Source organism: Actinacidiphila sp. DG2A-62, from assembly GCF_035825295.1.
Lineage (GTDB): Bacteria > Actinomycetota > Actinomycetes > Streptomycetales > Streptomycetaceae > Actinacidiphila.
Genome location: NZ_JAYMGI010000002.1, coordinates 5,824,558 through 5,851,557 on the forward strand (window position 1 = coordinate 5,824,558; position 27,000 = coordinate 5,851,557).

Below are 27,000 nucleotides of genomic sequence, written 5' to 3' on the forward strand. Positions count from 1 at the left end.
GCCGGGACCCGGGCTCCCAGGGCTCAGCGGCCCTCGAAGACCGGCTTCTCCTTGCGCAGGAACGCCTCCACCGCCGCCCGGTGGTCCGCCGAGGCGCCCGCCCTGTTCTGCAGCGTGTCCTCCAGCGCGAGCGCCTCCGGCAGCGTGTGCGACGCGGCGTGGGCGAGCGCGGACTTCACCGCCGCGTAGGCCAGGGTGGGCCCGGCGGCCAGCTTCCGGGCCAGCGCGAGCGCCTCGCCCGGCAGGTCCGCGTCCGGCACCACCCGCTGCACCAGGCCCAGCGACAGCGCCTCGGCCGCCCGCACCGGGCGCGGGAAGAGCAGCAGGTCGGCGGCGCGCCCGTAGCCGGCCAGCCGCTGCAGCGTCCACGACATGCCCGAGTCCGCGGCGAGGCCCACATCGGTGAAGGCCGTGGTGAACGACGCCGACTCCGCCGCCACCCGGTAGTCCGCCGCGAAGGCGAAGGCCGCGCCCGCGCCCGCCGCGACGCCGTTCACGGCCGCCACCACCGGCTTGGGCATGGTCGCGATGGCCAGCGCGATGGGGTTGTAGTGCTCGCCGACCGTGGTCATGCCGCCGCCGGCCGCCAGCACCTCGGCGTGCTCCTTCAGGTCCTGCCCGACGCAGAAGGCGCGCCCGGTCCCGGTGAGCAGCACCGCGCGCACGTCCTCGTCGCGCGCCGCCCCGGCCAGGGAGTCCCGCAGCGCCTCCTTGGTCCGCGTGTCGAGCGCGTTCATCGCGCCGGGCCGGTTCAAGGTGACGGTGGCGAGCCCGTCGACCACCTCGTACAGCACGCCGTCGGCCATGGCACTACCCCTTCGTCGCGGTGGGTGTCCCGGCCAGAATGCCCGACCCGGCCCGCGGCGCACCCCGCGCGGACCCGTGCGGCCCATGTGACGAACATCAAACAATCAGGTGTCGGCCGGGTCCCGCGCGGACCCCGCCCGCCGGGCCCGGCCGGTGAATTGGCCGGTTATGCGCAGGCCCGGCCGCGAACGGACCGCTCCGGCTATTGGTCATCGGGTCCCGGGATGCGGGATAATGGCCGAGAACCAATGTGTTCGAGTCCGAGCTGGTTTCAGGAAGGGGAACGAGCATGGCGGCCATGAAGCCGCGGACGGGTGACGGCCCGCTCGAGGTGACCAAGGAGGGGCGGAGCATCATCATGCGCGTTCCGCTGGAGGGCGGCGGGCGGCTTGTCGTCGAGCTGACCCCGGACGAGGCGGATGCCCTCGGCGATGCGCTGAAGAAGGCCATCGCCTGAGACCAGCTTCCCCGGAAACCCGACCGCGGCCACGCCCCGTCACCGTACGGGAAGCGTGGCCGCGGTCGTCGTGCTCGGTCGTCGTGTGCGGTCGTCGTGCGCGGGCGGCGGCCCAGGCGCGGCGCGGGCCCGGACGCGCCGCTCAGGGGCGGCGGCGGACCGCGCAGAGCAGGCCGTCGTCGGTGGGCAGCAGCACCGGGGACAGCCGGGGGCTGTCGCGCACCGCGCGCAGCAGCTCGCGCAGGTGCTGGGACTCTGCGTCCTGGTGGGAGGCGTCCAGCGCCCGGCCGCGCCCGAAGGCGCCCTCGAAGCACACCACGCCGCCCGGCCGCAGCAGCCGCAGCGCCTCGTCCAGGTAGTCCAGGTACTCCAGCCGGTCCGCGTCGCAGAAGACCATGTCGTAGCCGCCGTCGGTGAGCCGCGGCAGCACCGCGAGCGCCCGGCCGCAGATGAACCGGGAGCGGCTGCCGGTCAGGCCCGCCTCGGCGAACGCCTGCCGGGCCAGCTGCTGCCGGTCCGGCTCGGAGTCCACCGTGGTCAGCACCGCGTCCTGGCGCATGCCGCGCAGCAGGTGGATGCCGGAGACGCCGGCGCCGGTGCCGATCTCCACCACCGCCTTGGCGTCGCTGGCCGCCGCCAGCAGCCGCAGCGCCGCGCCGGTGCCGGGGGAGACCGGCCGCAGACCCTCGGCGTGCGAGCGCGCGCGGGCGCGTATCAGCACGTCGTCCTCGGCGACGAACGCGTCGGCGAACGCCCAGTCCGCCTGCCGGTTGCCGCTAATGGCCCTCTCCCCGATCCGTGGTACCGCCGCTGCGGTCCCGCCGGGGCGACTGTATCTGCTGCCGGTTCGCGGACCGTCGGGAACCTGCTGATGGGGCCGCGCGTTGGGCACAGAGAAGGCACACGGACGGGAGAGCAGAGGTGTTCACCCGTCTTCGGCAGCACTGCGAAAAGTACGACCACGAATGCACTGCGAGAGCTGCGAAAGCACTGCGAGCAGTACGTTTATCCGGAGCTAACGGGCGAGGTGGATATGGTAGGGGCTCTACTGGACACCACCAGAGCCGACAGGGGAGGTGCGGCTGCGGCCGGTGACCGGAAGGCGCTCATCCGCTTTCGCCGGTCGGCCGGACAGCCCAAATCCGTGACCAACACCGCTGACGACCGTTCACGCGACAACGGCGTGTCCCTCGAATCCGACGACGACGCCGCGAGCAGCGCCACCGCGACCTTCGCTGTCGACGGGGACGCCCAGTCGTGGACGCCTCCCTCCTGGGAGGAGATCGTCAGCACGCACAGTGCCCGGGTCTACCGGCTGGCCTACCGCCTGACCGGCAACCAGCACGACGCGGAGGACCTCACCCAGGAGGTCTTCGTGCGGGTCTTCCGATCCCTGTCCACCTACACGCCCGGCACGTTCGAGGGCTGGCTGCACCGCATCACGACCAATCTCTTCCTGGACATGGTGCGCCGCCGCCAGCGGATCCGCTTCGACGCCCTCGGGGACGACGCGGCCGAGCGGCTGCCCAGCCGCGAGCCGTCCCCCGCGCAGCACTTCAACGACACGCACTTCGACGCGGACGTCCAGCAGGCGCTGGACACCCTCGCCCCGGAGTTCCGTGCCGCCGTGGTGCTCTGCGACATCGAGGGGCTGTCGTACGAGGAGATCGCCGCGACCCTCGGCGTGAAGCTGGGCACGGTCCGCAGCCGCATCCACCGCGGCCGGTCCCACCTGCGCAAGGCTCTGGAACACCGGGCCCCGGCGGTCGCCGCTCGACCCGTCCCGGCCCCCGCACTCGCTGCCACCGCACCCAAACCTGGCCTGGAGGGCGGGAGAGCGTGAGCAGCAGCGGTTCTGGCGAGGCGCGTCCCCAACGCACCCAGCGTTCTGCGCCCGCCGAGCAGCACCTCGGAGACCGGCTCGCCGCGTTCGTCGACGGCGAGCTGACCGACGACAGCCGTGACCGGGTGCTCGCCCATCTGGCGACGTGTCCGCAGTGCAAGACGGCCGCCGCCGAACAGCGGCGGATGAAGTCGGTCATCGCGCAGTCCGAGCTGCCGGCCATCTCGGCGGGGCTGCTGGCGCGGCTCCAGGGGCTGCCCGGCATGGGCGCGGACACCGGTCTGCCCGGCGGCTCCGGCGGTCCCACGCTCCCCGGCGGACCCGGCGGACCCACGCTCCCCGGCGGCTCCGGCGGACCCGCCCTGCCCGGCGGCGGTCCGCTCCGCCCGGCCGAGGCGGACGACGACCGGGCGGCCCGCCACGGTCCGCTCGACGGCGGCCTGCTCGGCTCGGGCCCCGGGCTGTTCGGCGGCAGCCGCCGGGACGACTACTCCTACCTCGGCCCGGGGCGCGACCTGACCGCGCCCGCGGGCTCCCGCTCCCGCGGCTTCCGCGTCCACCAGGCGATCCGCGCGATCACCCCGGTCAGCCCGCTGGCCCCGGCGGCCGGCCGCGGCCGGCCGGTGGGCGCGGGGGCCGACACGCGCGGCGCCCACGGCGCGACCGCGGTGGGCGCGTCCGGCACGCCGGGCGGCTCCGGCGCCGGGAGCGCGCCCGCCTCGCGCGGCCGCAGGTTCGCCTTCGCGGCGGCCGGCGCCTTCTCGATGGCGGCCATCGCCATCGGCGGCGCCCTGCCGATGGAGGCCGCGGTCGACGGCGGCGCCCACCCGGACGACGGCCCCGCGGTCAGCCCGCTGGGCGCCAGCACCAGCACGGTCTCCGACACCCGCGGCGTCACCCCGCGCGGCATGCTCGACGCGGAGGAGCGGGCCGGCCGCCGCACCCCGGCCGCCGCGGTCCCCTCGACCTGGCCCGACGCGCCCCGGCCGCAGCCCTACCAGGCGGTGGTCAGGTCCTCCCCGTCCTCCCCGTACGCGCTGTCCGCGTCCTCGGTGGTCCTGCACTGAGGCCGCGCGCCGGGGGCCCGCCCGAGGACCCGCGCCGGGGCCCGGCACGGGGACCCGCGCCCGGCCCCACCCGCGATCCCGCCCGCGCACCCGCACGCGGGACCTGCTCCGAAGGGCGCGGCGAGGGGTCAACCTTTACCGCGCGGCGACGTAGTGTTGGCCTGGGCCACTCCCGCGCCCCGGGTGCGGGCGGGTACCGTAAGTCCGCCGGACTCTGCCCATCCGGGCGCACCCGGCCGTGGTCGTCCCAAGGAGCTGCAAGGTGTTCTTCGACATAGGCCCGCTTGAGCTGGTCGCGCTCGTGGTCCTTGCCGTGCTCGTCTTCGGCCCCGACAAGCTGCCGAAGGTCATCCAGGACACGATGGCGTTCATCCGGAAGGTGCGCGCGTTCTCCGACAGCGCCAAGGAGGACATCCGCCGCGAGCTGGGGCCGGAGTTCAAGGACTTCGAGTTCGAGGACCTCAACCCCAAGACGTTCATCCGCAAGAACCTGATGAGCGACGACGATGAGTACGGCCTGAACGAGCTGAAGGAACTGCGCGACAGCTTCGACCTGCGCAAGGAGATGGCCGAGGTCGCCGACCTGCGCAAGGACATGGCCGAGGTCACCGACGCGGTGAACGGCGTGGAGCCGGCCACCGCGACCGGGTCCTCCGGCGCGCGCGGAGCGTCGGGGTCCGCGGGGTCCGCCACGCCCGACCGGCTGACGAAGAAGGACCGGCTGGACCCGGGCGAGGCGCCGCCCTTCGACGCCGACGCCACCTGACCGGCCCCACCTCGGGTCACGCCCCCGCGGGGTCCGTCAACCCCATGGCCGCTTTTCATCCGTTCGGGTGCGGTTTGACCGTGTGTTCGCCGTCACCCCACGCCGTTTCTGGTCCCGAACCCCCCCAGGGTCGGGCAAGATGGCGAGTCGCCCATGTGTGGGCATGGAGGAGGCGCGACCCAATGGAGACGAAGACCGGCACGGCACAAGGGGCGGTCGACGGCTACCTGATGGCCGACTTTCCGTGGTACGGGCTGGACGAGGCCTTCACCGGCCCGCGCTGGCTCGGCGCGGTGGGCGTCAGCGCGGACGGCACGGTCGAGCACGGCTCGATAGGGCACGGCGACGAGCCTTCCCTGAAGGCGGAGGCCACCGAGCCCGAGGGGCAGCGGTTCGCGGTCGTGGTGACCGTCGCGCGCCTGCCGGCTGGCGCAGCGCGGACGGCACGGGGCTGCTGGAGGCGACCTCGGTCTCCTCGGCGGCCTGGCTGGCCGGCTCCGGCCTGCTGTCGTGCACGTGGCCCACGCACATGGAGCGGGCGCTGCGGCAGGACTGGATGGACCAGCAGACCGCGGCGGCGTGGGAGCTGGCGGACGACCTGACCGGGCCGAGCTGGTCGACGCTCACCCTTCCGGTGGACGGGGAGCCGACGGCGTTCCACTACCGCGAGTCGGAGTACGGCTGGGTGATGGCGGGCGCGGCGCGCGGGGTGCACCTGGGCGCGTACGGACGCGGGCTCAGCGCGTACGGGCTGGCGCTCAGCGTCGTGCGCGACCTCACGGAGTACGGGGCGGCATAGGGCCGTCCGGGCTGCCCCGTGCGGGTGCTGACGCCCGGCGTCAGCACCCGCAGCCGCGCCTCAGAACTTGTTGCGGGGGGTGATCCCCAGGGACATGCCCGCCAGGCCGCGGGCGCGGCCTCCGAGCTTGCCGGCGATGGTGCGCAGCGCGGCGCCCGCGGGGGAGTCGGGGTGCGAGAGCGTCACCGGGCGGCCGTCGTCGCCGCCCTCGCGCAGCCGCACGTCGATCGGGATGCGGCCGAGCACCGGCACGGTCGTGCCCGTGGTGCGGGACAGGCCCTCGGCGACCCGGTCGCCGCCCCCCGTGCCGAAGACCTCCACGATCTCGTCGCAGTGCGGACACGGCATGCCCGCCATGTTCTCCACCACGCCGACGATCTTCTGGTGCGTCTGCACCGCGATCGAGCCGGCCCGCTCGGCCACCTCGGCCGCGGCCTGCTGCGGGGTGGTCACCACCAGGATCTCCGCGTTCGGCATCAGCTGGGCCACCGAGATTGCGATGTCGCCGGTGCCGGGCGGCAGGTCCAGCAGCAGCACGTCCAGGTCGCCCCAGTAGACGTCGGCCAGGAACTGCTGCAGCGCGCGGTGCAGCATCGGGCCGCGCCAGACCACCGGCGCGTTGCCGGGGGTGAACATGCCGATCGAGATGACCTTCACGCCGTTCGCCGACGGCGGCATGATCATGTTCTCGACCTGGGTGGGACGGCCGTCCGCGCCCAGCATGCGCGGCACGCTGTGGCCGTAGATGTCCGCGTCGACGACGCCGACCTTCAGGCCGTCCGCGGCCATCGCCGCCGCCAGGTTGACCGTCACCGAGGACTTGCCGACGCCGCCCTTGCCGGAGGCGACCGCGTAGACCCGGGTCAGCGAGCCGGGCTTGGCGAACGGGATCTCCCGCTCGGCCTGGCCGCCGCGCAGCGACGACGCCAGCTCACGCCGCTGCTCGTCGCTCATCACGTCCAGCGTGACGCGCACCGAGCTGACGCCCGGCACCCGGCCCACCGCGGTGGACACCCGGCCGGTGATCTCGTCGCGCATCGGGCAGCCGGCCACGGTCAGGTAGACCGCGACCGCGACCGCGCCGTCCTCGGCGATGTCGACGGACTTGACCATGCCGAGGTCGGTGATCGGTCGGTGGATCTCCGGGTCGTCCACGGTCGCCAGCGCGGCGCGCACGGCTTCGTCGGTCGGCTTGGTGCCGGCAGGGGGAGTGGTCGTAGCCATAGGTCGATGGTACGGCGGTCCTACCCGCCGGTTCAGCGACCCCGGCCGTCGCTTTCGTCACCCGCGGGGCGCGGCCGGCCCGCGGGCGCGCGCGGGTGGGGCGCCGGCAGGCCGTGGTTCTGCCGCTCCTCGATCTCCTTGACCAGGTCCTGGAGTTCGGAGCGGATCCAGTCGCGGGTGGCCACCTCGCCGAGGTTCACCCGCAGCGCGGCGACCTCCCGGGTCAGGTACTCGGTGTCGGCGATGCTGCGTTCGTTCTGCTTGCGGTCCTGCTCCAGGTTGACCCGGTCCCGGTCGTCCTGCCGGTTCTGCGCCAGCAGGATCAGCGGGGCCGCGTAGGACGCCTGCAGCGACAGCATCAGGGTCAGGAAGATGAACGGGTACTGGTCGAAGCGCAGGTGCCGCGGCGCGAAGACGTTCCACGCCACCCACACCAGGATGACCACCGTCATCCACGCGATGAACCGGCCGGTGCCCAAAAAGCGCGCGATCCGCTCGGAGAACTTGCCGAACGCCTCCGGGTCGTACGACGGCAGCAGGCTGCGCCGCGGCGCGCGCGGCTGGTCCAGCCGGGTCCTGGACCGTCCGGTGGCGGTCGCGCCCGCCGGGTGGTGCCGGCCGCGCTCGCGGTCCCGCTCCTCAGCGGTCATCGGCGGCCTCCTCCACCGGACCGCGGCCCTCGTCGTCGGCGTCTTCAGCGTCCTCGGCGCCGTCCGGGCCCTCCCGCGGGCCGCCGTCCGCCCGGTCCCCGTCCGGGCCGCCCGCCGCGTGCGCGCCCACCGCGCCGTGCAGGTCGGTCTCCCGCCAGTCCTCGGGCAGCAGGTGGTCCAGCACGTCGTCCACGGTGACCGCGCCGAGCAGCGAGCCGCTGTCGTCCACCACGGGCGCGGACACCATGTTGTACGTGGCCAGGAAGCTGGTCACCGACGGCAGCGCGGTGTCCGGCGGCAGCGGCTGCAGGTCGGTGTCGACGATCGAGCCGACCAGCGTGAACGGCGGATCGCGCAGCAGCCGCTGGAAGTGCACCAGGCCGAGGTACTTGCCCGTCGGCGTCTCGTCCGGCGGCAGGCACACGTAGACCTGCGCGGCCAGCGCCGGCGACAGGTCGGGGTTGCGGATGCGGGCCAGCGCGTCGGCCACCGTGGCGTCCGGGCGCAGCACGATCGGCTCGGTGGTCATCAGGCCGCCGGCGGTCCGCTCCTCGTACGACAGCAGCCGCCGCACGCCGGCCGCGTCCTGCGGCCGCATCAGCGTCAGCAGCCGCTCCTGGTCGGCGACCGGCAGCTCGGCCAGCAGGTCGGCGGCGTCGTCGGGGTCCATCGCCTCCAGCACGTCGGCGGCGCGCTCCTCCTGGAGCTTGCCGAGGATCTCCACCTGGTCGTCGTCCGGCAGCTCCTCCAGCACGTCCGCCAGCCGGTCGTCGTCCAGCGCCGCCGCGACCTCGCCGCGCCGCTTGGGCGACAGGTGGTGCATGACGTTCGCCAGGTCCGCCGGGCGCAGCTGCTCGAACGTGGCCACCAGGTTCTCCGCGCCCTGGCCCTCCTCGGTCAGCCAGAACCCGCTGACCGCCGACCAGTCCACCGTCAGGGTGCCGCCGCGCCGTCGCAGCGCGCCCTTCTTGCCGCGCCGCACGAAGACCTTGTCGATCTCCCAGTCCCGGCGGGCCGGCAGCTGCACCATCGACACGTCCAGGACGGTGACCTCCTCGCCGCTGCCCTCGGCGCCGCGCGGCCCCTCCCCGGAGTCCTCCGCGACCAGCCGCACCCGGCGGTCCAGCAGCTCGCCCAGCACCAGCGTCTCGGTCTTGCGCTGCTCGAAGCGCCGCATGTTCACCACCCCGGTGGTGATCACCTGCCCCGACTCCACGCCGGTCACCCGGGTCATCGGCAGGAAGATCCGGCGCCGGCTGACCACCTCCACGACCAGCCCGAGCACCCGCGGCGGGCGCCCGCCGACCCGCAGCATCACCACGACGTCACGGACCCGGCCCACCTGGTCGCCGGTCGGGTCGAACACCGCCACGCCGGCCAGGTGCGACACGAAGACCCGCGGTGCGCCAGCCACCATCAGGGCCTCCCAGGGCTGCTCCGGTCCGCACCTCGTACCGCTGCCAGGCTACTCCGGGCCGATCTTGGCCGCCCTGCGGGGTGCTCCCCGGGGGTACGCTGCGGTAGCTTCTGCACCGCCCGCCCGCCACCCCACAGGAGGACGACCCGCCGTGCACTCCGGCCGCAGGACCGCCATCGCCGCCGTCGCCGTGCTCTGCGCGGGGCCCGCGCTCGGCGGCTGCCTCGGCATCGGCGGCGACCCGGACGCCGGCACCAACGGCGTCGGCAAGCTGCCCGCGGCCTCCATCGAGCGGCAGGCCAAGACCGCCGCGGCCGGCGCGCACGCGCTGCGGCTGGCCGGCACCGTGGTCAGCGGCGGCCAGTCCTACCGCCTCGACATGCGGCTGCGCGACAACGGCGGCGTCGGCGAGGTCTCCTCCAAGGCCGGCACCTTCCAGCTGCTGCGCGTCGGCGACGACCTCTACCTCAAGGCCGGCGCGGACTTCTACGGCGACGGCGACGACAAGGACAGCCAGGCCGCGGCGGCCAAGCTCAACGGCAAGTACGTCAAGGTGCCGCCCGGCGACCCGGCCTACCAGCAGTTCAGCGGCTTCACCGACAAGAAGGTCCTGCTCGCGGACCTCTTCGTGCTGGACGGCGAGGTCTCCGTCGGCGACCACCGCAAGGTCGACGCCGTCAAGACCATCGCGCTCAACGGCTCCCGGGGCGGCTCCCTCGACGTCTCCCTCAAGGGCACGCCCTACCCCCTGCGCTACGTCCGCGCGAACGGCGCGGGCACGCTCACGCTCTCCGACTGGGGCCAGGACTTCACGCTCGCCGCCCCCGCGAAGTCCCAGGTCGTGGACTACGGCTCCACGGTCGGCACCACGCCGAAGAAGTAGCCGGCCGGGTCAGCCCTTCCCGCGCCGCCGGGCCAGCAGCTTCGGCAGACCCGCGGGGATCGGCCGGCGCGTCGTCGCCCGCGTGGCCACCGGCGCGGCGGCCCCCGAGCCCTCCGGCATGGCCCCCGGATACTCCACCGGCCCTCCCACCGGGACCAGCCGGAACACCGAGCACTCCCGCGCCCAGCGCTCGGTGATCGCCTCGCCGTCCGGCGAGTTCAGCCGCTTCCCCTTCAGCTCCGCGGCGGCCACGCCCCACGCCTCCGCGTCCGGCGCGAGCACCTCCACGCGGGCGTTCCACGTCACCAGCCGCCCGCCCTTGTCCTTGCTGCGCGCCACCACGGACGCGGCCCCGCCGTCCACCAGTCCCGGCGCGGGCTGCTCGCCCGGTCCCGTGACCAGCACGACCGCGCCGTCCGCCCAGGCGTGCCAGACGGCCTGGCCGTTCACCCACACGAGCCCCGATTTCCGAGCGCTCTCCTCGACCAGCCCACTCACCACGTCACCCATCCCCCCACTTTAAGTTCCCTCGACGCTGCCCCTTTCCCGCTGTCGCCCTTGACGGACCGGCTGAGCGTCTGCCCCGTCCTCGCCGTCCCCGTCCAGCGGTCCGCTGTGGCTGGTGGGGGCACCTCCCGGACGGAGTCTGGGGGAGCAGTTCCCCGCGCCCCTGAAAAGCCGGCCGCCCGGCTGCCCCGAACAGTCCGTCCCCGTCCGCACCGCCGTCGTGGCTTGTCGCGCGGTTCCCCGCGCCCCTGATGTGAACGCTCAGCGTCCAGCCGACCAGAAGCCCCGCGACCCCGGCCTGCTGACCTCCGGCGCCACCGGGACGCAGAAAGAGACCCGCAGCGCACATGCGGCCCGAGGGGGCGGTCCGGGGGTGTCCCCGCAGGACTTCGAAAACAACACCGGCGGAAAGCAGGCAACGAAAGCCGCCACTTTCGAAGTCCGAGGAGATACCCCCGGGGCGACCCCGACCCGTACACGCAACGCAGCGCACCCGGCCGAGGCAACGCCCAGCGCCACGCCGACGCAGCCGCACCCGGCCGAGGCACCGCCGGGCGTCGGCGTCACACGCCACGCTTACGCTGGACGCGTGACCGTCCCCGCCTCGCACGCCGCGCCCCCCGCCGCGACCGCCCCGCCCCCCACCCCCACCCCCGCAGCGCCGCAGGCACCCCGCACGCTCGACCTCACCCTCCTCACCCTCGCCGTCGCCGGCGTCTCCCTCTCCGCCCCCCTGATCGCCGCCACCACCGCCCCCGCCCTGGCCATCGCCTTCTGGCGCAACGCCATCGCCGTCGGCGTCCTGAGCCCCGTCGCCCTGTGGCGCCACCGCACCGAACTGCGCACGATGGGCCGCCGCGCCACCCTGCTCTCGCTCGCCGCCGGCCTCCTCCTCGCCCTGCACTTCGGCCTCTGGCTGCCCAGCCTGGACATGACCTCCGTCGCGACGTCCACCGCGCTGGTCACCACCACGCCGATCTGGACCACGCTGATCCTGCGGCTGCGCGGCCACCGGCCGCCCGGCATGGTGTGGGCGGGCACCGGCCTCGCCGTGGCCGGCGTGCTGATCCTGACCGGGATCGACCTGTCGACGGACGGCCGCGCCCTGGAGGGCGACGCGCTGGCGCTGGCCGCGGGCGCGGCGGCCGCGGTGTACATGCTGCTGGGCTCGGAGGTGCGGCGGACCGCGAGCACCACCGCGTACACCTACGTCTGCTACTCGACCACCGCGGTCGCGCTGCTCGGCGCCTGCCTGGTGTCGGGCTCGGCGCTGGGCGGCTACGACGGCCGCACCTGGCTGAAGATCGCCGCGCTGACCGTGGCCGCGCAGCTGCTGGGGCACTCGCTGCTCAACCGGGTGGTGCGGGGCCTGGGCCCGTCGACCACGTCGACCGCGATCCTGCTGGAGACGCCGGGCGCGGCGCTGGTGGCCGCGCTGTGGCTGGGCCAGACGCCGCCGGCCGCCGCCTACCCCGCGCTCGGCGTGATCCTCGCGGGCCTGGCCCTGGTCATCCTCGCCGACCGCAGGAGGACCCCCGCCGTGGAGCCCGCGGCCTGAGCCGTACGGCCCCCGCGGGCTCCCGCCGCCCCTGCTGTCCCCGCTGTCCCCGCGACGCCTACAACCACCCGTTGCGCCGGAATCCCCGGTGGATCGCGTAGCAGATCGCGAGGATCGCGCAGAGCACCACCGGATAGCCGTACTTCCAGCGCAGCTCCGGCATGTGGTCGAAGTTCATGCCGTAGACGCCGGTGATCATCGTCGGCACCGCCAGGATCGCCGCCCACGCGGTGATCTTGCGCATGTCCTCGTTCTGGACGACCGTCGCCTGCGCGAGGTTGGCCTGGAGAATCGAGTTGAGCAGGTCGTCGAAGCCGGTGACCTGCTCGTGCACGCGGGCCACGTGGTCGGCGACGTCGCGGAAGTACTTCTGGATCTCCGGGTCGATCAGCCGCATCGGCCGCTCGCCGAGCACCTGCATCGGCCGCAGCAGCGGCGACACCGCCCGCTTGAACTCCAGGACCTCGCGCTTGAGTTGGTAGATCCGCCCCGCGTCGCCGCCGCGGGACGCCTTGCCGGGTCCGCCGCTGTTGCCCGCGGAGAAGACGTCGATCTCGACGTCGTCGATGTCGTCCTGGACCGCCTCGGTGACCGCGAGGTAGTCATCCACCACCTGGTCGGCGATCGCGTGGAGCACCGCGGAGGGGCCCTTGGCCAGCAGCTCCGGGTCGCCCTCCAGCCGGTGCCGCAGCGCCCGCAGCGAGCCGTGGCCGCCGTGCCGGACGGTGATGACGAAGTACCGGCCGGTGAAGACCATCACCTCGCCGCTCTCCACCACCTCGCTGGTGGAGGTGAGTTCGGCGTGCTCGACGTAGCGGATCGTCTTGAAGACGGTGAACAGCGAGTCGTCGTAGCGCTCCAGCTTCGGCCGCTGGTGGGCGTGCACCGCGTCCTCGACGGCCAGCGGGTGCAGGCCGAACTCCTCGGCGATGCCCGCGAACTCCTGCTCGGTGGGCTCGTGCAGACCGATCCACACGAAGCCGTCGCTGCCGTCGCAGCTCTCGGCCGGCCGCCCGCGGCGTACCGTCCGCAGCGCCTCGCGCAGCCCCGAGCTGTCGCAGCGGACCCCGTCGCGGTACACCGCGCAGTCCACCACGGCACTGGATGCGGCGATGTCCTGGGCCGGGCCGTAGTCGTACGAAGCGGTGGACTTGCGCAGCGCCGGGCGGACGACTGCGCGCAGATCACGGATCATCGACATGGCAAGCTCCTTCACGGACTGGCCGACGGCAACACGCCGCACTGGATTGCTGGTGGGGGGTGGCTGATCGCCATTGATCGCCGGTCGATCGCCAGGCAGTCCAGCAAGCTCCTCCGACGCGCGGCACTGCTCGCGCGGGTTCCCGGGAGCCCGGGGTTCACAGCAGGAGAATCCCGCGTTTCACGGTCCGGGGACCGGGTATGGAACGCGGAGGCTCAGACCGCGGAAGGGCGCCACGTGGAGGAGCTGCCGGTACTGCACGGTCGACTTCGATCCATGTCAGTCCCACCTCCTCCGGCCGTTCCCCGCTGAGGGATGACGTTGTGTGAACGCTCCACCTTAGCAAGACGGTGGAGCGCCGCCGTCGCGCTTTGCCGCTTCCATACGCGTTCTATGCTCGCGGCATGATCCGATCGGCCGATCTGCCCGCCCTGGTCGAGGAGCGGCTGTGCTCCGTCTTCGGCCCGCCCGACGCCCGCGCCGCGGTCACCTTCGTCGGCGCCGACCGCATCGAGGTGCTCCGCTTCGCCGACGGCGACCTGCTGCGCTACGCCACGCTGGGCATGTCCGCCCAGCCCATGGCCGACCCGCTGGCCACCGCCGTCGACCCGGTCCGCGGTCCGCGCGCCGAACTGCTGCTGAGCGTACGGGCCGGGGCCGTCGACACCGCGGGCGTGCTCAGACCGCTGGCCGTGCTGGCCGCGTCGCCGCAGGTGGAGGGTGTCGTGGTGGCGCCCGGCAACTCCCTGGACGTCGGCGAGCCGCTGTGGCCGGGCGCGCCGTTCTCCGCGGTGCTCGTCGGCGAGGGCGGCGGGCTGGTCGACGACCTGGTCCTGGCGGAGCCCATGGACCCGGTCCGCTTCCTGCCGCTGCTGCCGATGACCGCGAACGAGGCCGCGTGGAAGCGGGTGCGGGGTGCGGCGGCCCTCCAGGAGCGCTGGCTCGCCGCGGGCACGGACCTGCGCGATCCGCTGCGGGGGTCCGTGGCGCTGGACTAGGGCGTGTCGGGGCCTTGTCGCGGCCTGGTCGGGGCCTTGGCCGGGGCCTTGTCGCGGCCTGGTCGGGGCCTGTGGGGCCTGTGCGACGGCCGCGCTCGGGGACGCTTGCCGGACCCGCGGGAGCGTCCGCCGGACCCGTGCGCGGAGGCGGGCCCGGACGGGTGATCGTCCTTGACGCGGGCAGGGGCCAGGAGGACCGTTGAACCTTATGAGGGGCGAACCCAGGTGCCCGAAGTGCGGAGGCAGGGTCCGCGCGCCCGGACTCTTCGCCGACACCTGGCAGTGCGCCGTCCACGGCGCCGTGCACCCGCTCCAGCCGGTGGTGCCCCCCAGCGTCGAGGCGCTCGGCGTCGTCGTGAACCGCTCCCGGGTGCCGGTGTGGATGCCCTGGCCGCTCCCGGTCGGCTGGCTCTTCTCCGGCGTCGCGTCGGTGGGCGACGACCGCAGCGGGGGCCGCGCGACCGCCGTCACCTGCTCGGGACCCGGACCGCTCGGCGGGCCGGGGAGCTGATGCTGATCGCCGAGGAGCTGGGGGTCGGGCTCGGCGCCCGTTACGCCGGCATCGAGGGCCCCGACCCCGGCCCGGCGATGTGCCTGGACCGGCCCGCCCACGCCAAGGTCCTCGCCGCCGGGCGGCCCACGCCGCTGTGGCACGTGGACGGCGCCCCGGACGACCGCGTCGTCTTCGCGGGCGAGGCGCGCGGCCTGTGGCTGTGGGCGGTGGTCTGGCCGGAGGAGACCGGCCTGCTGATGTACGACGAGCTGGTCCTCACCGATCTGCGCGACGCCGGCGCGGAGGTCGACCTGCTGCCGTGCGGAGCGTTGTCGCCGCGCCTGCTGTAACTGCGGCGGGGGGGGGGCGGCCGGGGCAGCGGGGCGGGTGAGCGTCCGGGGCGGGGCGCGACCGGACGAGGCCCCGCCGGCCCGTGGCGTTATGCTGGCCGGGCGCGGGCCGGGCCCGCCTTTCCCGTCCCGCCGTCCCCCGTCAACGGAGTGCCCTCGTGCGAATCGACCTGCACACGCACTCCACCGCGTCGGACGGCACGGACACCCCCGCCGATCTCGTACGGGCCGCCGCCGCGGCCGGGCTCGACGTCGTCGCGCTCACCGACCACGACACCGTCGCCGGCCACGCCGAGGCGGCCCGCGCCCTGCCCGCGCTGGACCGGCCGCTGACCCTGGTCACCGGGGCCGAGCTGTCCTGCCGGATCGACGGCACGAGCATGCACATGCTCGCGTACCTCTTCGACCCCGCGGACCAGGACCTGCACCGCGCCCGCGAACTCGTCCGCGACGACCGGGTGCCGCGCGCGCAGGCCATGATCGCCAAGCTGCGCGACCTCGGCGTGCCGGTGACCTGGGAGCAGGTGGCCGCGATCGCCGGCGACGGCTCGGTCGGCCTGCCGCACATCGCCGCCGCCCTGGTCGACCTGGGCGTGGTGCCCTCGGTCTCCGACGCGTTCACGCCGCAGTGGCTGGCCGACGGCGGTCGCGCGTACGCGCCCAAGCACGAGCTGGACCCGTTCGAGGCGGTGCGCCTGGTCAAGGCCGCGGGCGGCGTCACCGTCTTCGCGCACCCCGGCGCGAGCAAGCGCGGCGCGACCGTGCCCGACCCGGTGATCGCGGAGCTGGTCGCCGCCGGGCTCGACGGCCTGGAGGTCGACCACGTCGACCACGACGCGCCGACCCGGGACCGGCTGCGGGCGCTGGCGAAGGACACCGGCGCGCTGGTCACCGGCTCCAGCGACTACCACGGCACCCGCAAGACCGTACGGCTGGGGGAGTGCGTCACCGACCCCGAGGTCTATGTGGAGATCGCCCGCCGCGCGACCGGCGCGCAGCCCATCTCCGCGGTCTAGCGCCCCCGCCTCCGCCCCTTCTCCGCATCCCCGCCCCCGCCCCCGCCCCCGCCTCCACCGGCGCACCGCCGGCCCCAGCCTGTCCCCGCGCCACCGCGCACCCACCCCACCCCGCTGCCACCGGGGCGCTCACCCCCGTCCGGAAAGACTCGCCATGTTCGACCTCACGCTGTTCGGCTCCGTGTTCGTCACGCTGTTCGTGATCATGGACCCGCCCGGGATCACGCCGATCTTCCTGGCGCTGACCTCGGGCCGCGCCACGAAGGTGCAGCGGCGGATGGCCTGGCAGGCCGCGTCCGTCGCGCTCGCGGTGATCACCGTGTTCGGCATCTGCGGCCAGCAGATCCTGGACTACCTGCACGTGTCGGTGCCCGCGCTGCGGGTGGCCGGCGGCCTGCTGCTCCTGCTGATCGCCCTCGACCTGCTCACCGGCAAGGCGGAGGAGCCGACCCAGACCAAGGACGTCAACGTCGCGCTGGTCCCCCTCGGCATGCCCCTGCTGGCCGGCCCCGGCGCGATCGTCACCGTGATCCTCGCCGTCCAGCACGCCGACGGCTTCGCCGCGCAGACCTCGGTCTGGCTGGCCATCATCGCGATGCACGCGGTCCTCTGGCTGACGATGCGCTACTCGCTGGCGATCATCCGCCTGATCAAGGAGGGCGGCGTCGTCCTCGTCACCCGCCTGTCCGGCATGCTGCTGTCCGCCATCGCCGTCCAGTCCGTGGCCAACGGAATCTTCGGCTTCGTCCACGGCGAGGGCTGAGCGGCCCCCGGGAAACGGCCCCGGCGAAACGGCCCCGGGGAAACGGCTCCGGGAAACGGCGCCGGGGATGCGAAAGCGCCCCGTACGTCCTTGCTGTACGGGGCGCCGTTGCGTGCGCCCGCGCGGGCGGTCGGGCCGCCGCGCGGAAGCCTTGGGGTCAGTCCGCGGGGCGGATGAGGATGCGCTGACCCAGTGCTGCGGCCTGCTGCACCATCTCGTCTACCGCGGAGGCGTCCACGACGGTGCTGTCCACAGCGTTGCCGTCGGCGTCGTCCAGTCGGAGGATCTCAAAGCGCATGGGGCTTCTCCCTTCGTCGCGCGTTACATGTGTGGTCAACGAACACCCCCTTCTAACTATTCCTTACGCTAAAGAAAAACTTCTTGCCCTGAACTACTTACCGGTAACGTCACCGGTGGCCCGCGGATCGCCGGCGGTGTCCCGGTCCGCGCCGGGGGCGGCGCCGCGGTGCGCGTCGGTCCAGAACGCGGCCAGCGCGGCGGCCGTCTGCGCGGGACGCTCGGCGTTCGGCGAGTGCTCGGCGCCCTCGATCACCACACGCCGGGCGCCCAGGCGCACCGCCATCTCGTCCAACTCCGGGACCGGCCACGCGTAATCCACCTGGCCGGAGAGTACGAGCTTCGGCAACGGTACGGCGGCGAGTTCGCCCACCCGGTCCGGTTCGGTCATCAACTGGCGCGCGGTGGCGATCAACTGCTCGGGGACCGTGGTCACCCAGCGGCGGTGCAGGAACTCCTGGAGCCCCGCCGGCTCGTCCGGGCCCGCGTCGCCGGCGTCGCCCGCCCCGCCGGCCTCGCCGGCCTCACCGTCCATGGACCGCAGCATCCGCCACGCGGTCTCCATGTCCGTGGTCGGCAGGAAGTCGATGGCCAGCTGGGTGCGGACCTGCTGCTCGGCGCTGATCGCCGCGGGGCCGGAACTCATCAGGGTCAGCGAGGCCCAGGGGCCGCGGCCGGGTTCCTCCAGCACCGCGGCCCGCACGATGTGGCCGCCCAGCGAGTGGCCGAGCAGGTGCACGGGGTGCTCCGGCGTCGCGCCGATCGCCGCGGCGACCGCGCGCACGTCGGCGGCCAGCTCCTTCTGCGCGTACGCCGCTTCGTCGCGCGGGCCGGACGTCTCGTGCTGGCCGCGGCCGTCGATCGCGACCACGCGGAAGCCCGCGGCGGCGAGGGGGGCGAGGAGGTCGAGGAAGTCCTCCTTGCTCCCGGTGAACCCCGGCACCAGCAGCGCGGTGCCGGCGGGGCGCCCCGCCGGGCGCGCCTCCAGCGCGGCGAAGGCGCCGCGTGCGGTGGTCAGCTCGTACGACGCCGCGTTGTCCGGCAGCGTCAGCCTTTTCGGTCGGCTCATGCGGGAAGGCTACGCGCCGCGTATGTCCCCCACGTTGCGCTCACGCTCGGCGTCGGTACATCAGGGCCCGGCCCCTCTCCGTCAGCTCAGCGCTGGGCGGTGCCTCAGCGCTGGGCGGTGCGCCCCGGGGGGCGCGGCGAGACGCTTCCCAGACTCCGTCCGGGAGGGGGTGTTCGGATCCGGTCCGGACCTCCCCAGAGCTTCGCCTGGGAGGTACCCCCAGCCGGAGGGGGGCTGAGCGCGCAGTTCCCCGCGCCCCTGAGGGCCGGCGCCGAGCGTCGTGCGGGGCGATGCCGGCGCGCCCGCGCGGCGCCGGCCGCATGTGGGACGCGGCCCCCGTCCCTGACGGCCGGCGCCGAGCGTTTTGTGGCTCAGCGCTCAGCGTTCAGCTCGGGTCGGAGGGGGCGGGGACGGCCGGCTTGCGGGTGCGGCGGCGGCGGGGGGTTTTCGGTGCCGCGTCGTCCGCCGAGGGGGCGGAGTCGGTAGCCGGCGCGGCGACCACGGCCTCGGGGACCGCCGCGGACTTGCGGGTCCGGGTCCGGCGGCGGGGAGCCTTCGGCGCGTCCTCGACCGAAGCCGAAGCCGAACCAGAACCGGAAGCCGCGGGCGACGACGCGGCCGGCACGGTCGCCGGGGCGTCGGACGCCTCGGGCGCGACCTCGGCCCCGCCGCGGGTGCGGCGCCGCTGCCGGGGCGTCCGGGTGCGCGCGGGCCGCTCCTGCACCGGCGCGGCCGCCTTGCGGCCGCCACGCCCGCGCCCGCCGCCCCCGCGCCCGCCGGTCTCGCCGAGGTCCTCGACCTCCTCCGCGTCCAGCCCCGCCCGGGTCCGCTCGGCCCGCGGCAGCACACCCTTCGTGCCCTCGGGGATGCCGAGCAACTCGTACAGGTGCGGCGACGTGGAGTACGTCTCCTCCGGGTCGTTGAAGGTCAGCTCCAGCGCCTTGTTGATCAGCTGCCAGCGCGGGATGTCGTCCCAGTCGACCAGCGTGATCGCGGTGCCGGACGCGCCCGCCCGGCCGGTGCGGCCGATCCGGTGCAGGTAGGTCTTCTCGTCCTCGGGCGTCTGGTAGTTGATCACGTGCGTGACGCCCTCGACGTCGATGCCGCGCGCCGCGACGTCCGTGCACACCAGCACGTCCACCTTGCCGTTGCGGAACGCCCGCAGCGCCTGCTCGCGCGCGCCCTGGCCGAGGTCGCCGTGCACCGCGCCGGCCGCGAAGCCGCGCTTCTCCAGCTGCTCGGCGACGTCCGCCGCGGTCCGCTTGGTGCGGCAGAAGATCATCGCCAGCCCGCGGCCCTCGGCCTGCAGGATGCGCGCGACCAGCTCCGGCTTGTCCAGCGAGTGGGCGCGGAAGACGTGCTGCGTGGTGTTCGCCACCGTCGCGCCCGTGTCGTCCGGCGCGGTGGCGCGGATGTGCGTGGGCTGCGACATGTAGCGGCGGGCCAGGCTGATGACCGCGCCCGGCATCGTCGCGGAGAACAGCATGGTCTGCCGGCGCACCGGCAGCATCGACATGATCTTCTCGACGTCCGGCAGGAAGCCGAGGTCGAGCATCTCGTCGGCCTCGTCCAGGACGAGGGTGCGCACGTGCTTGAGGTTGAGCTTCTTCTGCCCGGCCAGGTCCAGCAGCCGGCCGGGGGTGCCGACGACCACGTCGACGCCCTTCTTCAGCTGCTCGACCTGCGGCTCGTAGGCCCGGCCGCCGTAGATCGCGGCGACCCGGACGTTGCGCACCTTGCCCGCGGTGAGCAGGTCGTTGGTCACCTGCTGGCACAGCTCGCGGGTCGGCACGACGACGAGCGCCTGCGGGGCCTCGGTGAGCTGCTCGGGGGTGGCGCGGCCGGCCTCGACGTCGGCGCCGACGGTGACCCGTTCGAGCAGCGGCAGGCCGAAGCCGAGGGTCTTGCCGGTGCCGGTCTTGGCCTGGCCGATGACGTCGTTGCCCGCGAGGGCGACCGGGAGCGTCATTTCCTGGATCGGGAAGGGAGTGGTGATGCCGACGGCCTCAAGGGCCTCGGCGGTCTCGGCGAGGATTCCCAGGCTGCGGAAAGTCGTGGTGGTCAGGATGTTGCCTCTTCTGTGAGACGCGGCACTGTGCGGCAAGGGGGGTCGAGCAGCCGGTACGCCGGAAGGAAACGGCGCCGGTCACTGACCGCGCAGAGATACGTACGGCCGTTGGGTGGCCGCGAAGCGCGGGACCGCTGCCCTCGCTCATGCCGCGAGTGGGCCCCTCCCGATGGCGGGAGGGCGGTCGGTTCGGAGCCGATCGGGCCACCGACCGGGCATCCAGGTGCTGCACACGTCGCCCGCCGATGCGCCGGGACGCGCCACGGACGCGTCGGCTACCGACGGGTGCAATACCACTCTACCCCCGAAACGCGTAGTTGCACCCGATCAAATGTTTCGTTCGGGACGTCGCCGACCCCGCGACCGGGTGTTCCCGGCTCCGCGACCTGGTCGTACGGCCGTCGCGCCGACCGTGTCCCCGCCCCCGGCCCGGGCGTGGCCGGACTTGGCTATTGTGCGCAGCATGGAGACGCCAGACGAGACCGGGACCGCAGCCACGCCCGACGCCGACGCCGGGGCCGCGGCCGAGACCGCCCAGGAGACCGCCGCGACCGGGATCGCCGCCATGGACTGGGCCGCGGCCTCGGCCGAGCCGCAGTACCGCGCCGCCGTGGTCGACCTGCTCGGCGCGCTGGCGTACGGCGAGCTGGCCGCGTTCGAACGGCTCGCGGAGGACGCCAAGCTCGCGCCGACGCTGGAGGACAAGGCGGAGCTCGCGGCGATGGCCGCGGCGGAGTTCCACCACTTCGAGCGGCTCAGGGACCGGCTGGCCGAGATCGGCGAGGCCCCGCACCAGGCGATGCAGCCGTTCGCCGCCGCCCTCGACGGCTTCCACCGCCAGACCGCGCCGTCGGACTGGCTGGAGGGCCTGGTCAAGGCGTACGTCGGCGACTCGATCGCCTCCGACTTCTACCGCGAGGTCGCGGTCCGGCTGGACTCCGACACCCGCACGCTGGTGCTCGCGGTGCTCGACGACACCGGGCACGCCACCTTCGCGGTGGAGAAGGTGCGCGCGGCGATCGCCGCCGAGCCGAGGGTCGGCGGCAGGCTGGCGCTGTGGGCGCGGCGGCTGATGGGCGAGGCGCTCTCGCAGGCCCAGCGGGTGGTCGCGGACCGCGACGCGCTGTCCACGATGCTCGTCGGCGGCGTCGCGGACGGCTTCGACCTCGCGGAGGTCGGCCGGATGTTCTCGCGCATCACCGAGGCGCACACCAAGCGGATGGCGGCGCTGGGCCTGGCGGCGTAGTCCGTACGGCGCTCAGGGCACACGGGTGAGGTGCCCCGAGCACGTGGCGGGGTGCCCTGAGCACGCGGCGCACGCGAGCAGCCCCGGGCACCCAGGGCGGCCAGGGCACGCGGGACGCCCAAGGCGCCCGGGACGGCCAGGGCGCCCGGCGCTCACGCGCCGCTCAGGCGTTGGACGCGCGCACCTTGGAGTGCCGGCCGCGGGCCGGCGGCCGGGCCAGCAGGCTCAGCAGCGCGGCCGCGGTCCCGAACGCCGCCGGGAGCGTGGCCTCCGGGTGCCCGCCGCCCACGATGGTGTGCGTCACCAGCCCGCCGACCAGCCCCGCGACCGGGCCGGTGGCCAGCAGCAGCGGCCCGAACTGCAGCCGCGCGGAGAAAATCCGCCCGCCGGCGTACGCGGCGAGCAGCCCGAGCACGGCATACGCGACGCCTTCCCCATACAGCATCGTGACCCCTCCCGTGGTGCGGCGGTGCGACGGCTTGGACGGACCGGTCGGTTCGTACCGCTCCTACCCGCGCGACCGCCCACGCCAAACGGAAGGCTCGCCTCACGCCCCCTCAGGAGTGACGCACCACACGGCACTTCGCCCCCGGCCGCGGGCCTGCGTGAACCCCGCGGCGGACTTCGGGCAACAGGGGATGAGCGCCACGACCGGCGCTCGGCGACACCCGACCGAACGGAGTTGGAGAACGGCCGCAGGTCGGCACCCGTGGTGGTGGACACGGCCGGCACCGTGCCGGGCGGCGCGCGCTGGAAGCCGTACCCGCTGCCGACGCCCGGGCCGGTCGAGGGGCGCTGAGGCCGTCGGCCCGTCGCGCGGGGCAACGGGAAGGGGCGGCGCTCCGGCCGTGGGCCGGGGCGCCGCCCCTTCACCAGTGCTGCGTCAGGCGGGCGTCAGAGCGCCGCGCCGAAACCGACGCGGCGGGCGGCCGGCTCGCCGATCTCGACGTAGGCGAGGCGGTCGGCCGGGACCAGGACCTTGCGCCCGTGCTCGTCGGTGAGGGAGAGCAGCTTCGCCTGGCCGCTGAGCGCGTCGGCCACCGCCTTCTCCACCTCGTCGGCCGACTGCGCGCTCTCGATGCTGATCTCGCGCGGCGCGTGCTGCACGCCGATCTTGACCTCCACGGCTGGGATACCTCCGATGGTCGGGCGGTGTGCGCGGTCGATCGCGCCGTACGCAGCAAAGACTAGCCCCGCCGCGGGCGCGCGAATCGGCGGACCGCTGACGCCGTGAGCGAACACGGCGCGGTGCGCGCCGCCGCGCGTCGCCGGCTCACCGCGGGCGGCCGCTCAGTGGTGGCCCTCCGCGCCGTGCAGCGGGAAGCCCGCGATGCCGCGCCAGGCCAGCGAGGTCAGCAGCTGCACCGCGGTGTCGCGGGGCACGTCGCTGCCCGAGGCGAGCCAGTGGCGCGCGACCACCTGCGAGACCCCGCCCAGGCCGACGGCCAGCAGCATCGACTGCTCCTTGGCCAGCCCGGTGTCCTCGGCGATCACCTCGCTGATCGCCTCCGCGCACTCCAGCGAGACTTTGTCGACCCGCTCGCGCACAGCCGGCTCGTTGGTCAGGTCCGACTCGAAGACCAGCCGGAAGGCGCCGCCCTCGTCCTCGACGTAGGCGAAGTAGGCGTCCATGGTCGCCTCGACGCGCTTCTTGTTGTCCGTGGTGGACGCCAGCGCCGTGCGGACCGAGTGCAGCAGCGACTCGCAGTGCTGGTCGAGCAGCGCGAGATACAGCTCCAGCTTGCCGGGGAAGTGCTGGTAGAGCACCGGCTTGCTGACCCCCGCGCGCTCGGCGATGTCGTCCATCGCGGCCGCGTGGTAGCCCTGGGCGACGAAGACCTCCTGCGCCGCGCCCAGCAGCTGCTCACGCCGGGCCCTGCGGGGCAGACGGGTGCCGCGCGGCCGCGCCTGAGTCTGCTCGATGGCTGTCACGCCGCCTCCCAGTTCCTGATGAGGATGTCCGAAACCGACCGATCATCCGATCGACCGTGGAGCCGATCGTCCCACCGGTCGGCCTTGTGCGGGGGTGCCGTGTGCGGAACGCGCGACAGCACTGCGACGGCCATCGTACTTTTCGGTAACGACACCGCGCGCTGTGCGAGCGCACATTCTCACTTCCTGGGACCCGCGGCGAGCGCCCCTGCGGCGGCCGCACCGGCCTCAGCGGTGCCTCAGCAGTCCTCAGCGGTCCCCAGCGGTCCTCAGCGGTAATCGTCCTCGTCCTGGCCGACCACCCGCCGCTGCTCCGCGGCATCCGCCGGGTCCGCCCGGCCGACCGGGTCGGGTGCGGGCGGCTCGTCGTCCTCGGGGACCCAGTCGGCGCGCTGCTCGGCCGCGTCCGCCTCGGGCGTCTCCACGTCCAGGTCCACTTCCCGCTCCTCCTCCTCGTCCCGGTCCACCTCCGGCTCCCGCTCCTGCTCCGGGTCCTGCCCCTGGTCCGTCATGGCGCCTCCGTCCTCGATGGCCCCGGTACGCCGGGGGCGCGCGCACGTGTCCGCGCATCCACGGCTACGGGTAACCCGTGCTCGTCCCCGTACGCCCCGGGCCTGCGGAAAACCGGCCGATCGGACCGGTCCCGGCGGTCGTGTGCGTGGAACCCGCTCCCTTCCCAGCGTGCTCCCGTTCGCGCTTCTCACCACTTGTGGCGGTGAACACGCGGCCGGACACGTGATCGTCTCGTAACATCGGACCATGCCCTCGGCCGGATCCCCCTCATCCCACCCGACCGCGGCGGAGCAGGCGGCCGTGGCCCCCGCGACCGTGCCGCCGGGACCGGCGCTCGCGGCCGGGGAATCGGCCCGTACGGTACGGCTGCCGGGTCTGAGCCTGCTGGTCCGCTCGCTGGACGCCGGACCCGCCGACGCCGGCCGGCTGCGGGAGGGCCGGGCCGGACGCGAGCCCGCGCTGTTCGTGCACGGCCTCGGCGGCTCCTCGCAGAACTGGTCGGCGCTGATGGCGGCGCTGGCCGACACCGTCGCGGGCGAGGCCCTCGACCTGCCCGGGTTCGGGCACTCGCCGCCGCCGGACGACGGGAACTTCTCCCTCGCCGCGCACGCCCGCGCCGTGGTGCGGCTGCTGGACGCCGAGCGCCGCGGCCCGGTGCACCTGTTCGGCAACTCGATGGGCGGCGCGGTCGCCGTGAAGGTCGCCGCGGCCCGCCCGGATCTCGTCAGGACGCTCACCCTGGTCTCGCCCGCGCTCCCCGAGGTGCCGCCGCAGCGCACCGCCTGGCCGACCGCGCTCGCCGCGGTGCCGGGACTGCCGCGGCTGTATCTGCGGGCCACCCGCGACTGGAGCGTGGAGCGGCGCACCGCGGCGCTGCTTGAGCTGTGTTACGGCGATCCGTCGGTGGTAGGCGAGCCGGCCCGGCGCGCGGCGGTCGAGGAGTACCGGCGGCGCGCGGAGCTGCCGTACTTCTGGGACGTGATGGTCCGCTCCACCCGCGGCATCGTCAACGCGTACACCCTCGGCGGCCAGCACGCGCTGTGGCGGCAGGCCGAGCGGGTGCTGGCGCCGACGCTGCTGGTCTACGGCGGCCGCGACAAGCTGGTGTCGGTGAAGACCTCCCGCCGGGCCGCCCGCGCCTTCCGGGACGTCCGGATGCTGACCATCCCCGACAGCGGCCACGTGGCCATGATGGAGAATCCGGAGCTGGTCGCCCGCGCCTTCCACGACCTGCTCCACGAACTCGCGCACCGCGACGCGCGCGGTGGGGACGGCGCGGCGGGCACGGGAACGGGCGCGGGCGCGGGCATGAGCGCAGGCGCGGGCACGAGCACGAGCGTGGGCACGGGGACCGACGAGGACCCGGGCACGGACCCGGGTCCCACGAGCGCTGCGGCGACCGGGAGCTGATCGGGCGTGGGGAAGCACAGTGCGCGTGACGGCCACGACGGCCTGAACCCTCCGATACCGGGTGGCGGGCACGACGGCCGGCCGGTGCCGCCCTGGCCGGACGTACCGGGCGCACCCGGCGGCACCGGCGGCTTCGACACACACGGCGCCCCGGGCGCACCCGGCGGCCCCGGCGGCTTCGGCGCGCCCACCGCCCCGACCGGTCCCACCGCCCCGAGCGGCCCCGGCGCCCTCGGCACCCCCGGCACCGGGCGCCGCCGCCGCGGCGACTCGCCCGACGACACCGGCGGCTTCGCGGTGGTCCGCCCGCGCGACGGCTCCGGCCGCCCGACGCCGCACCCCGAGCACCGTGAGCACTCCGCGTGGGGCGGCTCCGGCGGCTGGGCGGGGCAGGTGCTCGGCAGGCCCGGCCGGATGCCCGCCGGGCCCGGCCCGTCCCTCGACCCGGTCGAGGAGTGGGCCGAGGACTGGGCGCCCTACGACGCGGCGACGCTGATGCGCTCGGTCAGGAACGGCACCACCGGCAGCCTGCCCGTCGCCGGCGGCACCGGCCCCGGACTGCCCGGCCTGCCGCCCACCCGGATCACCACGCCGGGCGGCCGGATCCCGCGGCCCCGGCAGGAGTTCCTGGACGCCTTCGACGCGCCGGCCGCGCCGCGCCCGGCCCACCCGGCGGGGACCGCGCACGCCGAGGACCGGCACCCGGCGGACCCGCGCCCCGCCCCACCGCACGCCGCCGACCCCGCCGCCGATCCCGCCGGCGGCGGTCCTTCCGCCGCGGACCGGCCCGGCCGGGGGAAGACCGCGGCCTCCGGCGGCAAGGGCCGCACCCTCAGCGGCGTGGCCGCCGCTGCCGTGGTCACCGTGCTCGCCGTGGTCGTGGCGGGACAGGCCGCGCAGGACCGGCACCACCCCGCGAAGGACACCGGCACCGGCGCGGACGACAACGCGCCCCGCGCCGACGACGGCGCCTCCCGCTCCCAGGAGCGCACCGCCGACCCGCTGCCGTCCGCGACCGCGACCGCCGCCGCCACCTCGCCGGTGACCGCCGCCGACTACACCCGGCTGATGGCGCAGCGCTTCCCGCTGCCCGCCGACCTGAGCCTGTCCGGCGCGTTCACCACCGTGCCGGGGCACCAGGCCGCGCCCGGCCGCGGCAAGGTGATGCGGTTCCGGGTCGACGTGGAGAAGGGACTGCCGCTGGACGCCCGGCTGTTCAGCGACGCCGTCTTCGCGACCCTGAACGACCCGCGCAGCTGGGGCCACGGCGGCACGATGACCTTCGAGCGGGTCTCCAGCGGGCCGGCCGACATCGTCATCACCCTGGCCAGCCCCGGCACCACCGCCAAGTGGTGTGCGAAGTCCGGCCTGGACACCACCGTCGACAACGTCTCCTGCGACGCCGCGTCCACCCCGCGCACCATGATCAACGCGTACCGCTGGGCGCAGGGCGCGGCGACCTACGGTCCGGACCGGATGCACGCCTACCGCCAGATGCTGATCAACCACGAGGTCGGCCACCGCCTCGGCCACGACCACGTCGGCTGTCCCCGGCAGGGCGCGCCCGCGCCGGTGATGATGCAGCAGACGAAGTTCCTGTCGCTGGACGGCGGCCCCACCTGCAAGCCCAACCCCTGGCCGTTCCCGTAGCCGATCGTCACACAGT

Annotated in this window: 26 protein-coding genes and 2 pseudogenes; 14 read left to right on the forward strand and 14 right to left on the reverse strand. The window is 74.5% G+C overall.

Translation table 11 applies throughout. The annotated features are described in order from the left end of the window. Window positions 1-23: 23 nt before the first annotated feature. Window positions 24-806 (reverse strand): enoyl-CoA hydratase-related protein, encoded by a 783-nt coding sequence (locus VSR01_RS26210; RefSeq protein WP_326451571.1) that lies wholly within the window; start codon window positions 804-806, stop codon window positions 24-26. A 290-nt stretch (window positions 807-1,096) separates the two neighbouring features. On the opposite strand from VSR01_RS26210, the gene VSR01_RS26215 reads away from it, so the two are divergent. Continuing rightward, window positions 1,097-1,264, forward strand: a complete 168-nt coding sequence (locus VSR01_RS26215; RefSeq protein WP_069464762.1) for a DUF3117 domain-containing protein — start codon at window positions 1,097-1,099, stop codon at window positions 1,262-1,264. A gap of 142 nt (window positions 1,265-1,406) precedes the next feature. Here the strand turns inward: VSR01_RS26215 and VSR01_RS26220 are convergent, their stop codons facing one another. Next, window positions 1,407-2,060: an O-methyltransferase gene (locus VSR01_RS26220; RefSeq protein ID WP_326453824.1), complete on the reverse strand. Its 654-nt coding sequence runs from the start codon at window positions 2,058-2,060 to the stop codon at window positions 1,407-1,409. A 237-nt stretch (window positions 2,061-2,297) separates the two neighbouring features. Here VSR01_RS26220 and sigE point away from each other — a divergent pair, with 237 nt between their 5' ends. The 4 genes and pseudogenes from sigE (at window position 2,298) to VSR01_RS26240 (ending at window position 5,739) form a co-directional block, all read left to right on the forward strand. Next, window positions 2,298-3,107, forward strand: a complete 810-nt coding sequence (gene sigE / locus VSR01_RS26225; protein WP_326451572.1) for an RNA polymerase sigma factor SigE — start codon at window positions 2,298-2,300, stop codon at window positions 3,105-3,107. After that, window positions 3,104-4,174: an anti-sigma factor gene (locus VSR01_RS26230; protein ID WP_326451573.1), complete on the forward strand. Its 1,071-nt coding sequence runs from the start codon at window positions 3,104-3,106 to the stop codon at window positions 4,172-4,174. The genes sigE and VSR01_RS26230 overlap by 4 nt, the downstream gene beginning before the upstream one ends. 262 nt (window positions 4,175-4,436) lie before the next feature. Continuing rightward, complete coding sequence (locus VSR01_RS26235; protein ID WP_326451574.1) at window positions 4,437-4,940, forward strand: sec-independent translocase; 504 nt, start codon at window positions 4,437-4,439, stop codon at window positions 4,938-4,940. A 182-nt stretch (window positions 4,941-5,122) separates the two neighbouring features. Continuing rightward, window positions 5,123-5,739: pseudogene (locus VSR01_RS26240) on the forward strand (hypothetical protein). A gap of 60 nt (window positions 5,740-5,799) precedes the next feature. Here the strand turns inward: VSR01_RS26240 and VSR01_RS26245 are convergent. The 3 genes from VSR01_RS26245 to VSR01_RS26255 are packed head-to-tail and all read right to left on the reverse strand — an operon-like array spanning window position 5,800 to window position 9,030. Continuing rightward, window positions 5,800-6,963, reverse strand: a complete 1,164-nt coding sequence (locus tag VSR01_RS26245) for an Mrp/NBP35 family ATP-binding protein (protein WP_326451575.1) — start codon at window positions 6,961-6,963, stop codon at window positions 5,800-5,802. 32 nt (window positions 6,964-6,995) lie between these two features. Further along, window positions 6,996-7,613, reverse strand: a complete 618-nt coding sequence (locus tag VSR01_RS26250; protein ID WP_326451576.1) for a DUF1003 domain-containing protein — start codon at window positions 7,611-7,613, stop codon at window positions 6,996-6,998. Then, window positions 7,603-9,030: a magnesium transporter MgtE N-terminal domain-containing protein gene (locus tag VSR01_RS26255; RefSeq protein ID WP_326451577.1), complete on the reverse strand. Its 1,428-nt coding sequence runs from the start codon at window positions 9,028-9,030 to the stop codon at window positions 7,603-7,605. The genes VSR01_RS26250 and VSR01_RS26255 overlap by 11 nt, the downstream gene beginning before the upstream one ends. 151 nt (window positions 9,031-9,181) lie before the next feature. Between VSR01_RS26255 and VSR01_RS26260 the strand changes: the two genes are divergently transcribed. Next, complete coding sequence (locus VSR01_RS26260) at window positions 9,182-9,913, forward strand: hypothetical protein (protein ID WP_326451578.1); 732 nt, start codon at window positions 9,182-9,184, stop codon at window positions 9,911-9,913. Window positions 9,914-9,922: 9 nt separating this feature from the next. On the opposite strand, the gene VSR01_RS26265 is transcribed toward VSR01_RS26260, so the two are convergent. Then, window positions 9,923-10,423: a hypothetical protein gene (locus VSR01_RS26265; protein WP_326451579.1), complete on the reverse strand. Its 501-nt coding sequence runs from the start codon at window positions 10,421-10,423 to the stop codon at window positions 9,923-9,925. Window positions 10,424-11,009: 586 nt separating this feature from the next. On the opposite strand from VSR01_RS26265, the gene VSR01_RS26270 reads away from it, so the two are divergent. Continuing rightward, window positions 11,010-11,978, forward strand: a complete 969-nt coding sequence (locus VSR01_RS26270) for a DMT family transporter (protein WP_326451580.1) — start codon at window positions 11,010-11,012, stop codon at window positions 11,976-11,978. A 58-nt stretch (window positions 11,979-12,036) separates the two neighbouring features. Here VSR01_RS26270 and VSR01_RS26275 read toward each other — a convergent pair whose 3' ends face one another. Then, window positions 12,037-13,179: a magnesium and cobalt transport protein CorA gene (locus VSR01_RS26275; RefSeq protein WP_326451581.1), complete on the reverse strand. Its 1,143-nt coding sequence runs from the start codon at window positions 13,177-13,179 to the stop codon at window positions 12,037-12,039. A gap of 404 nt (window positions 13,180-13,583) precedes the next feature. Here VSR01_RS26275 and VSR01_RS26280 point away from each other — a divergent pair, with 404 nt between their 5' ends. The 4 genes and pseudogenes from VSR01_RS26280 (at window position 13,584) to VSR01_RS26295 (ending at window position 16,799) form a co-directional block, all read left to right on the forward strand. Further along, complete coding sequence (locus tag VSR01_RS26280; RefSeq protein WP_326451582.1) at window positions 13,584-14,177, forward strand: suppressor of fused domain protein; 594 nt, start codon at window positions 13,584-13,586, stop codon at window positions 14,175-14,177. Between the two features lie 208 nt (window positions 14,178-14,385). Continuing rightward, window positions 14,386-15,020 (forward strand): annotated as a pseudogene (locus VSR01_RS26285) (DUF6758 family protein). Between the two features lie 158 nt (window positions 15,021-15,178). Then, window positions 15,179-16,036: a PHP domain-containing protein gene (locus VSR01_RS26290; RefSeq protein WP_326451583.1), complete on the forward strand. Its 858-nt coding sequence runs from the start codon at window positions 15,179-15,181 to the stop codon at window positions 16,034-16,036. Window positions 16,037-16,190: 154 nt separating this feature from the next. After that, on the forward strand, window positions 16,191-16,799 hold the full coding sequence (locus tag VSR01_RS26295) for a MarC family protein (RefSeq protein WP_326451584.1): 609 nt from the start codon (window positions 16,191-16,193) through the stop codon (window positions 16,797-16,799). A 157-nt stretch (window positions 16,800-16,956) separates the two neighbouring features. Here the strand turns inward: VSR01_RS26295 and VSR01_RS26300 are convergent, their stop codons facing one another. The 3 genes from VSR01_RS26300 to VSR01_RS26310 form a co-directional block, all read right to left on the reverse strand. Continuing rightward, window positions 16,957-17,097, reverse strand: coding sequence for a hypothetical protein (locus VSR01_RS26300; protein WP_326451585.1), 141 nt, complete (start codon window positions 17,095-17,097; stop codon window positions 16,957-16,959). Window positions 17,098-17,190: 93 nt separating this feature from the next. Then, the gene (locus tag VSR01_RS26305) at window positions 17,191-18,165 is read right to left on the reverse strand and encodes an alpha/beta hydrolase (RefSeq protein WP_326451586.1); all 975 of its coding nucleotides are present in this window, start codon (window positions 18,163-18,165) and stop codon (window positions 17,191-17,193) included. A 385-nt stretch (window positions 18,166-18,550) separates the two neighbouring features. After that, entirely contained in the window at window positions 18,551-20,269 is a 1,719-nt protein-coding gene (locus VSR01_RS26310) for a DEAD/DEAH box helicase (protein ID WP_442785543.1), read from the reverse strand. A 427-nt stretch (window positions 20,270-20,696) separates the two neighbouring features. Between VSR01_RS26310 and VSR01_RS26315 the strand changes: the two genes are divergently transcribed. Continuing rightward, entirely contained in the window at window positions 20,697-21,479 is a 783-nt protein-coding gene (locus VSR01_RS26315) for a ferritin-like fold-containing protein (protein ID WP_326451587.1), read from the forward strand. 163 nt (window positions 21,480-21,642) lie between these two features. On the opposite strand, the gene VSR01_RS26320 is transcribed toward VSR01_RS26315, so the two are convergent. The 4 genes from VSR01_RS26320 to VSR01_RS26335 all read right to left on the reverse strand — a co-directional run bounded on the left by VSR01_RS26320 (window position 21,643) and on the right by VSR01_RS26335 (window position 23,923). Further along, complete coding sequence (locus VSR01_RS26320; protein WP_326451588.1) at window positions 21,643-21,924, reverse strand: hypothetical protein; 282 nt, start codon at window positions 21,922-21,924, stop codon at window positions 21,643-21,645. A 449-nt stretch (window positions 21,925-22,373) separates the two neighbouring features. Then, window positions 22,374-22,604 carry a DUF3107 domain-containing protein gene (locus VSR01_RS26325; protein ID WP_326451589.1) on the reverse strand — a complete coding sequence of 77 codons (231 nt, stop codon included), beginning with the start codon at window positions 22,602-22,604 and terminating at the stop codon, window positions 22,374-22,376. 165 nt (window positions 22,605-22,769) lie between these two features. Then, the gene (locus VSR01_RS26330; protein WP_326451590.1) at window positions 22,770-23,411 is read right to left on the reverse strand and encodes a TetR/AcrR family transcriptional regulator; all 642 of its coding nucleotides are present in this window, start codon (window positions 23,409-23,411) and stop codon (window positions 22,770-22,772) included. Between the two features lie 269 nt (window positions 23,412-23,680). Then, window positions 23,681-23,923, reverse strand: coding sequence for a hypothetical protein (locus VSR01_RS26335; RefSeq protein WP_326451591.1), 243 nt, complete (start codon window positions 23,921-23,923; stop codon window positions 23,681-23,683). A gap of 247 nt (window positions 23,924-24,170) precedes the next feature. Between VSR01_RS26335 and VSR01_RS26340 the strand changes: the two genes are divergently transcribed. Both VSR01_RS26340 and VSR01_RS26345 read left to right on the forward strand, forming a co-directional pair. Next, window positions 24,171-25,334: an alpha/beta fold hydrolase gene (locus VSR01_RS26340; RefSeq protein WP_326451592.1), complete on the forward strand. Its 1,164-nt coding sequence runs from the start codon at window positions 24,171-24,173 to the stop codon at window positions 25,332-25,334. An 84-nt stretch (window positions 25,335-25,418) separates the two neighbouring features. Continuing rightward, window positions 25,419-26,984 (forward strand): DUF3152 domain-containing protein, encoded by a 1,566-nt coding sequence (locus tag VSR01_RS26345; RefSeq protein WP_326451593.1) that lies wholly within the window; start codon window positions 25,419-25,421, stop codon window positions 26,982-26,984. Window positions 26,985-27,000: the final 16 nt, after the last annotated feature.

Coding starts and splice junctions, on each gene's coding strand:
- VSR01_RS26250 (WP_326451576.1), bottom strand. CDS start 7,613: ATGACCGCTGAGGAGCGGGACCGCGAGCGCGGCCGGCACCACCCGGCG.
- VSR01_RS26320 (WP_326451588.1), bottom strand. CDS start 21,924: ATGCTGTATGGGGAAGGCGTCGCGTATGCCGTGCTCGGGCTGCTCGCC.
- VSR01_RS26275 (WP_326451581.1), bottom strand. CDS start 13,179: ATGTCGATGATCCGTGATCTGCGCGCAGTCGTCCGCCCGGCGCTGCGC.
- VSR01_RS26215 (WP_069464762.1), top strand. CDS start 1,097: ATGGCGGCCATGAAGCCGCGGACGGGTGACGGCCCGCTCGAGGTGACC.
- VSR01_RS26315 (WP_326451587.1), top strand. CDS start 20,697: ATGGAGACGCCAGACGAGACCGGGACCGCAGCCACGCCCGACGCCGAC.
- VSR01_RS26210 (WP_326451571.1), bottom strand. CDS start 806: ATGGCCGACGGCGTGCTGTACGAGGTGGTCGACGGGCTCGCCACCGTC.
- VSR01_RS26335 (WP_326451591.1), bottom strand. CDS start 23,923: ATGACGGACCAGGGGCAGGACCCGGAGCAGGAGCGGGAGCCGGAGGTG.
- VSR01_RS26300 (WP_326451585.1), bottom strand. CDS start 17,097: ATGCGCTTTGAGATCCTCCGACTGGACGACGCCGACGGCAACGCTGTG.
- VSR01_RS26245 (WP_326451575.1), bottom strand. CDS start 6,963: ATGGCTACGACCACTCCCCCTGCCGGCACCAAGCCGACCGACGAAGCC.
- VSR01_RS26280 (WP_326451582.1), top strand. CDS start 13,584: ATGATCCGATCGGCCGATCTGCCCGCCCTGGTCGAGGAGCGGCTGTGC.
- sigE (WP_326451572.1), top strand. CDS start 2,298: ATGGTAGGGGCTCTACTGGACACCACCAGAGCCGACAGGGGAGGTGCG.
- VSR01_RS26295 (WP_326451584.1), top strand. CDS start 16,191: ATGTTCGACCTCACGCTGTTCGGCTCCGTGTTCGTCACGCTGTTCGTG.
- VSR01_RS26305 (WP_326451586.1), bottom strand. CDS start 18,165: ATGAGCCGACCGAAAAGGCTGACGCTGCCGGACAACGCGGCGTCGTAC.
- VSR01_RS26340 (WP_326451592.1), top strand. CDS start 24,171: ATGCCCTCGGCCGGATCCCCCTCATCCCACCCGACCGCGGCGGAGCAG.
- VSR01_RS26265 (WP_326451579.1), bottom strand. CDS start 10,423: ATGGGTGACGTGGTGAGTGGGCTGGTCGAGGAGAGCGCTCGGAAATCG.
- VSR01_RS26255 (WP_326451577.1), bottom strand. CDS start 9,030: ATGGTGGCTGGCGCACCGCGGGTCTTCGTGTCGCACCTGGCCGGCGTG.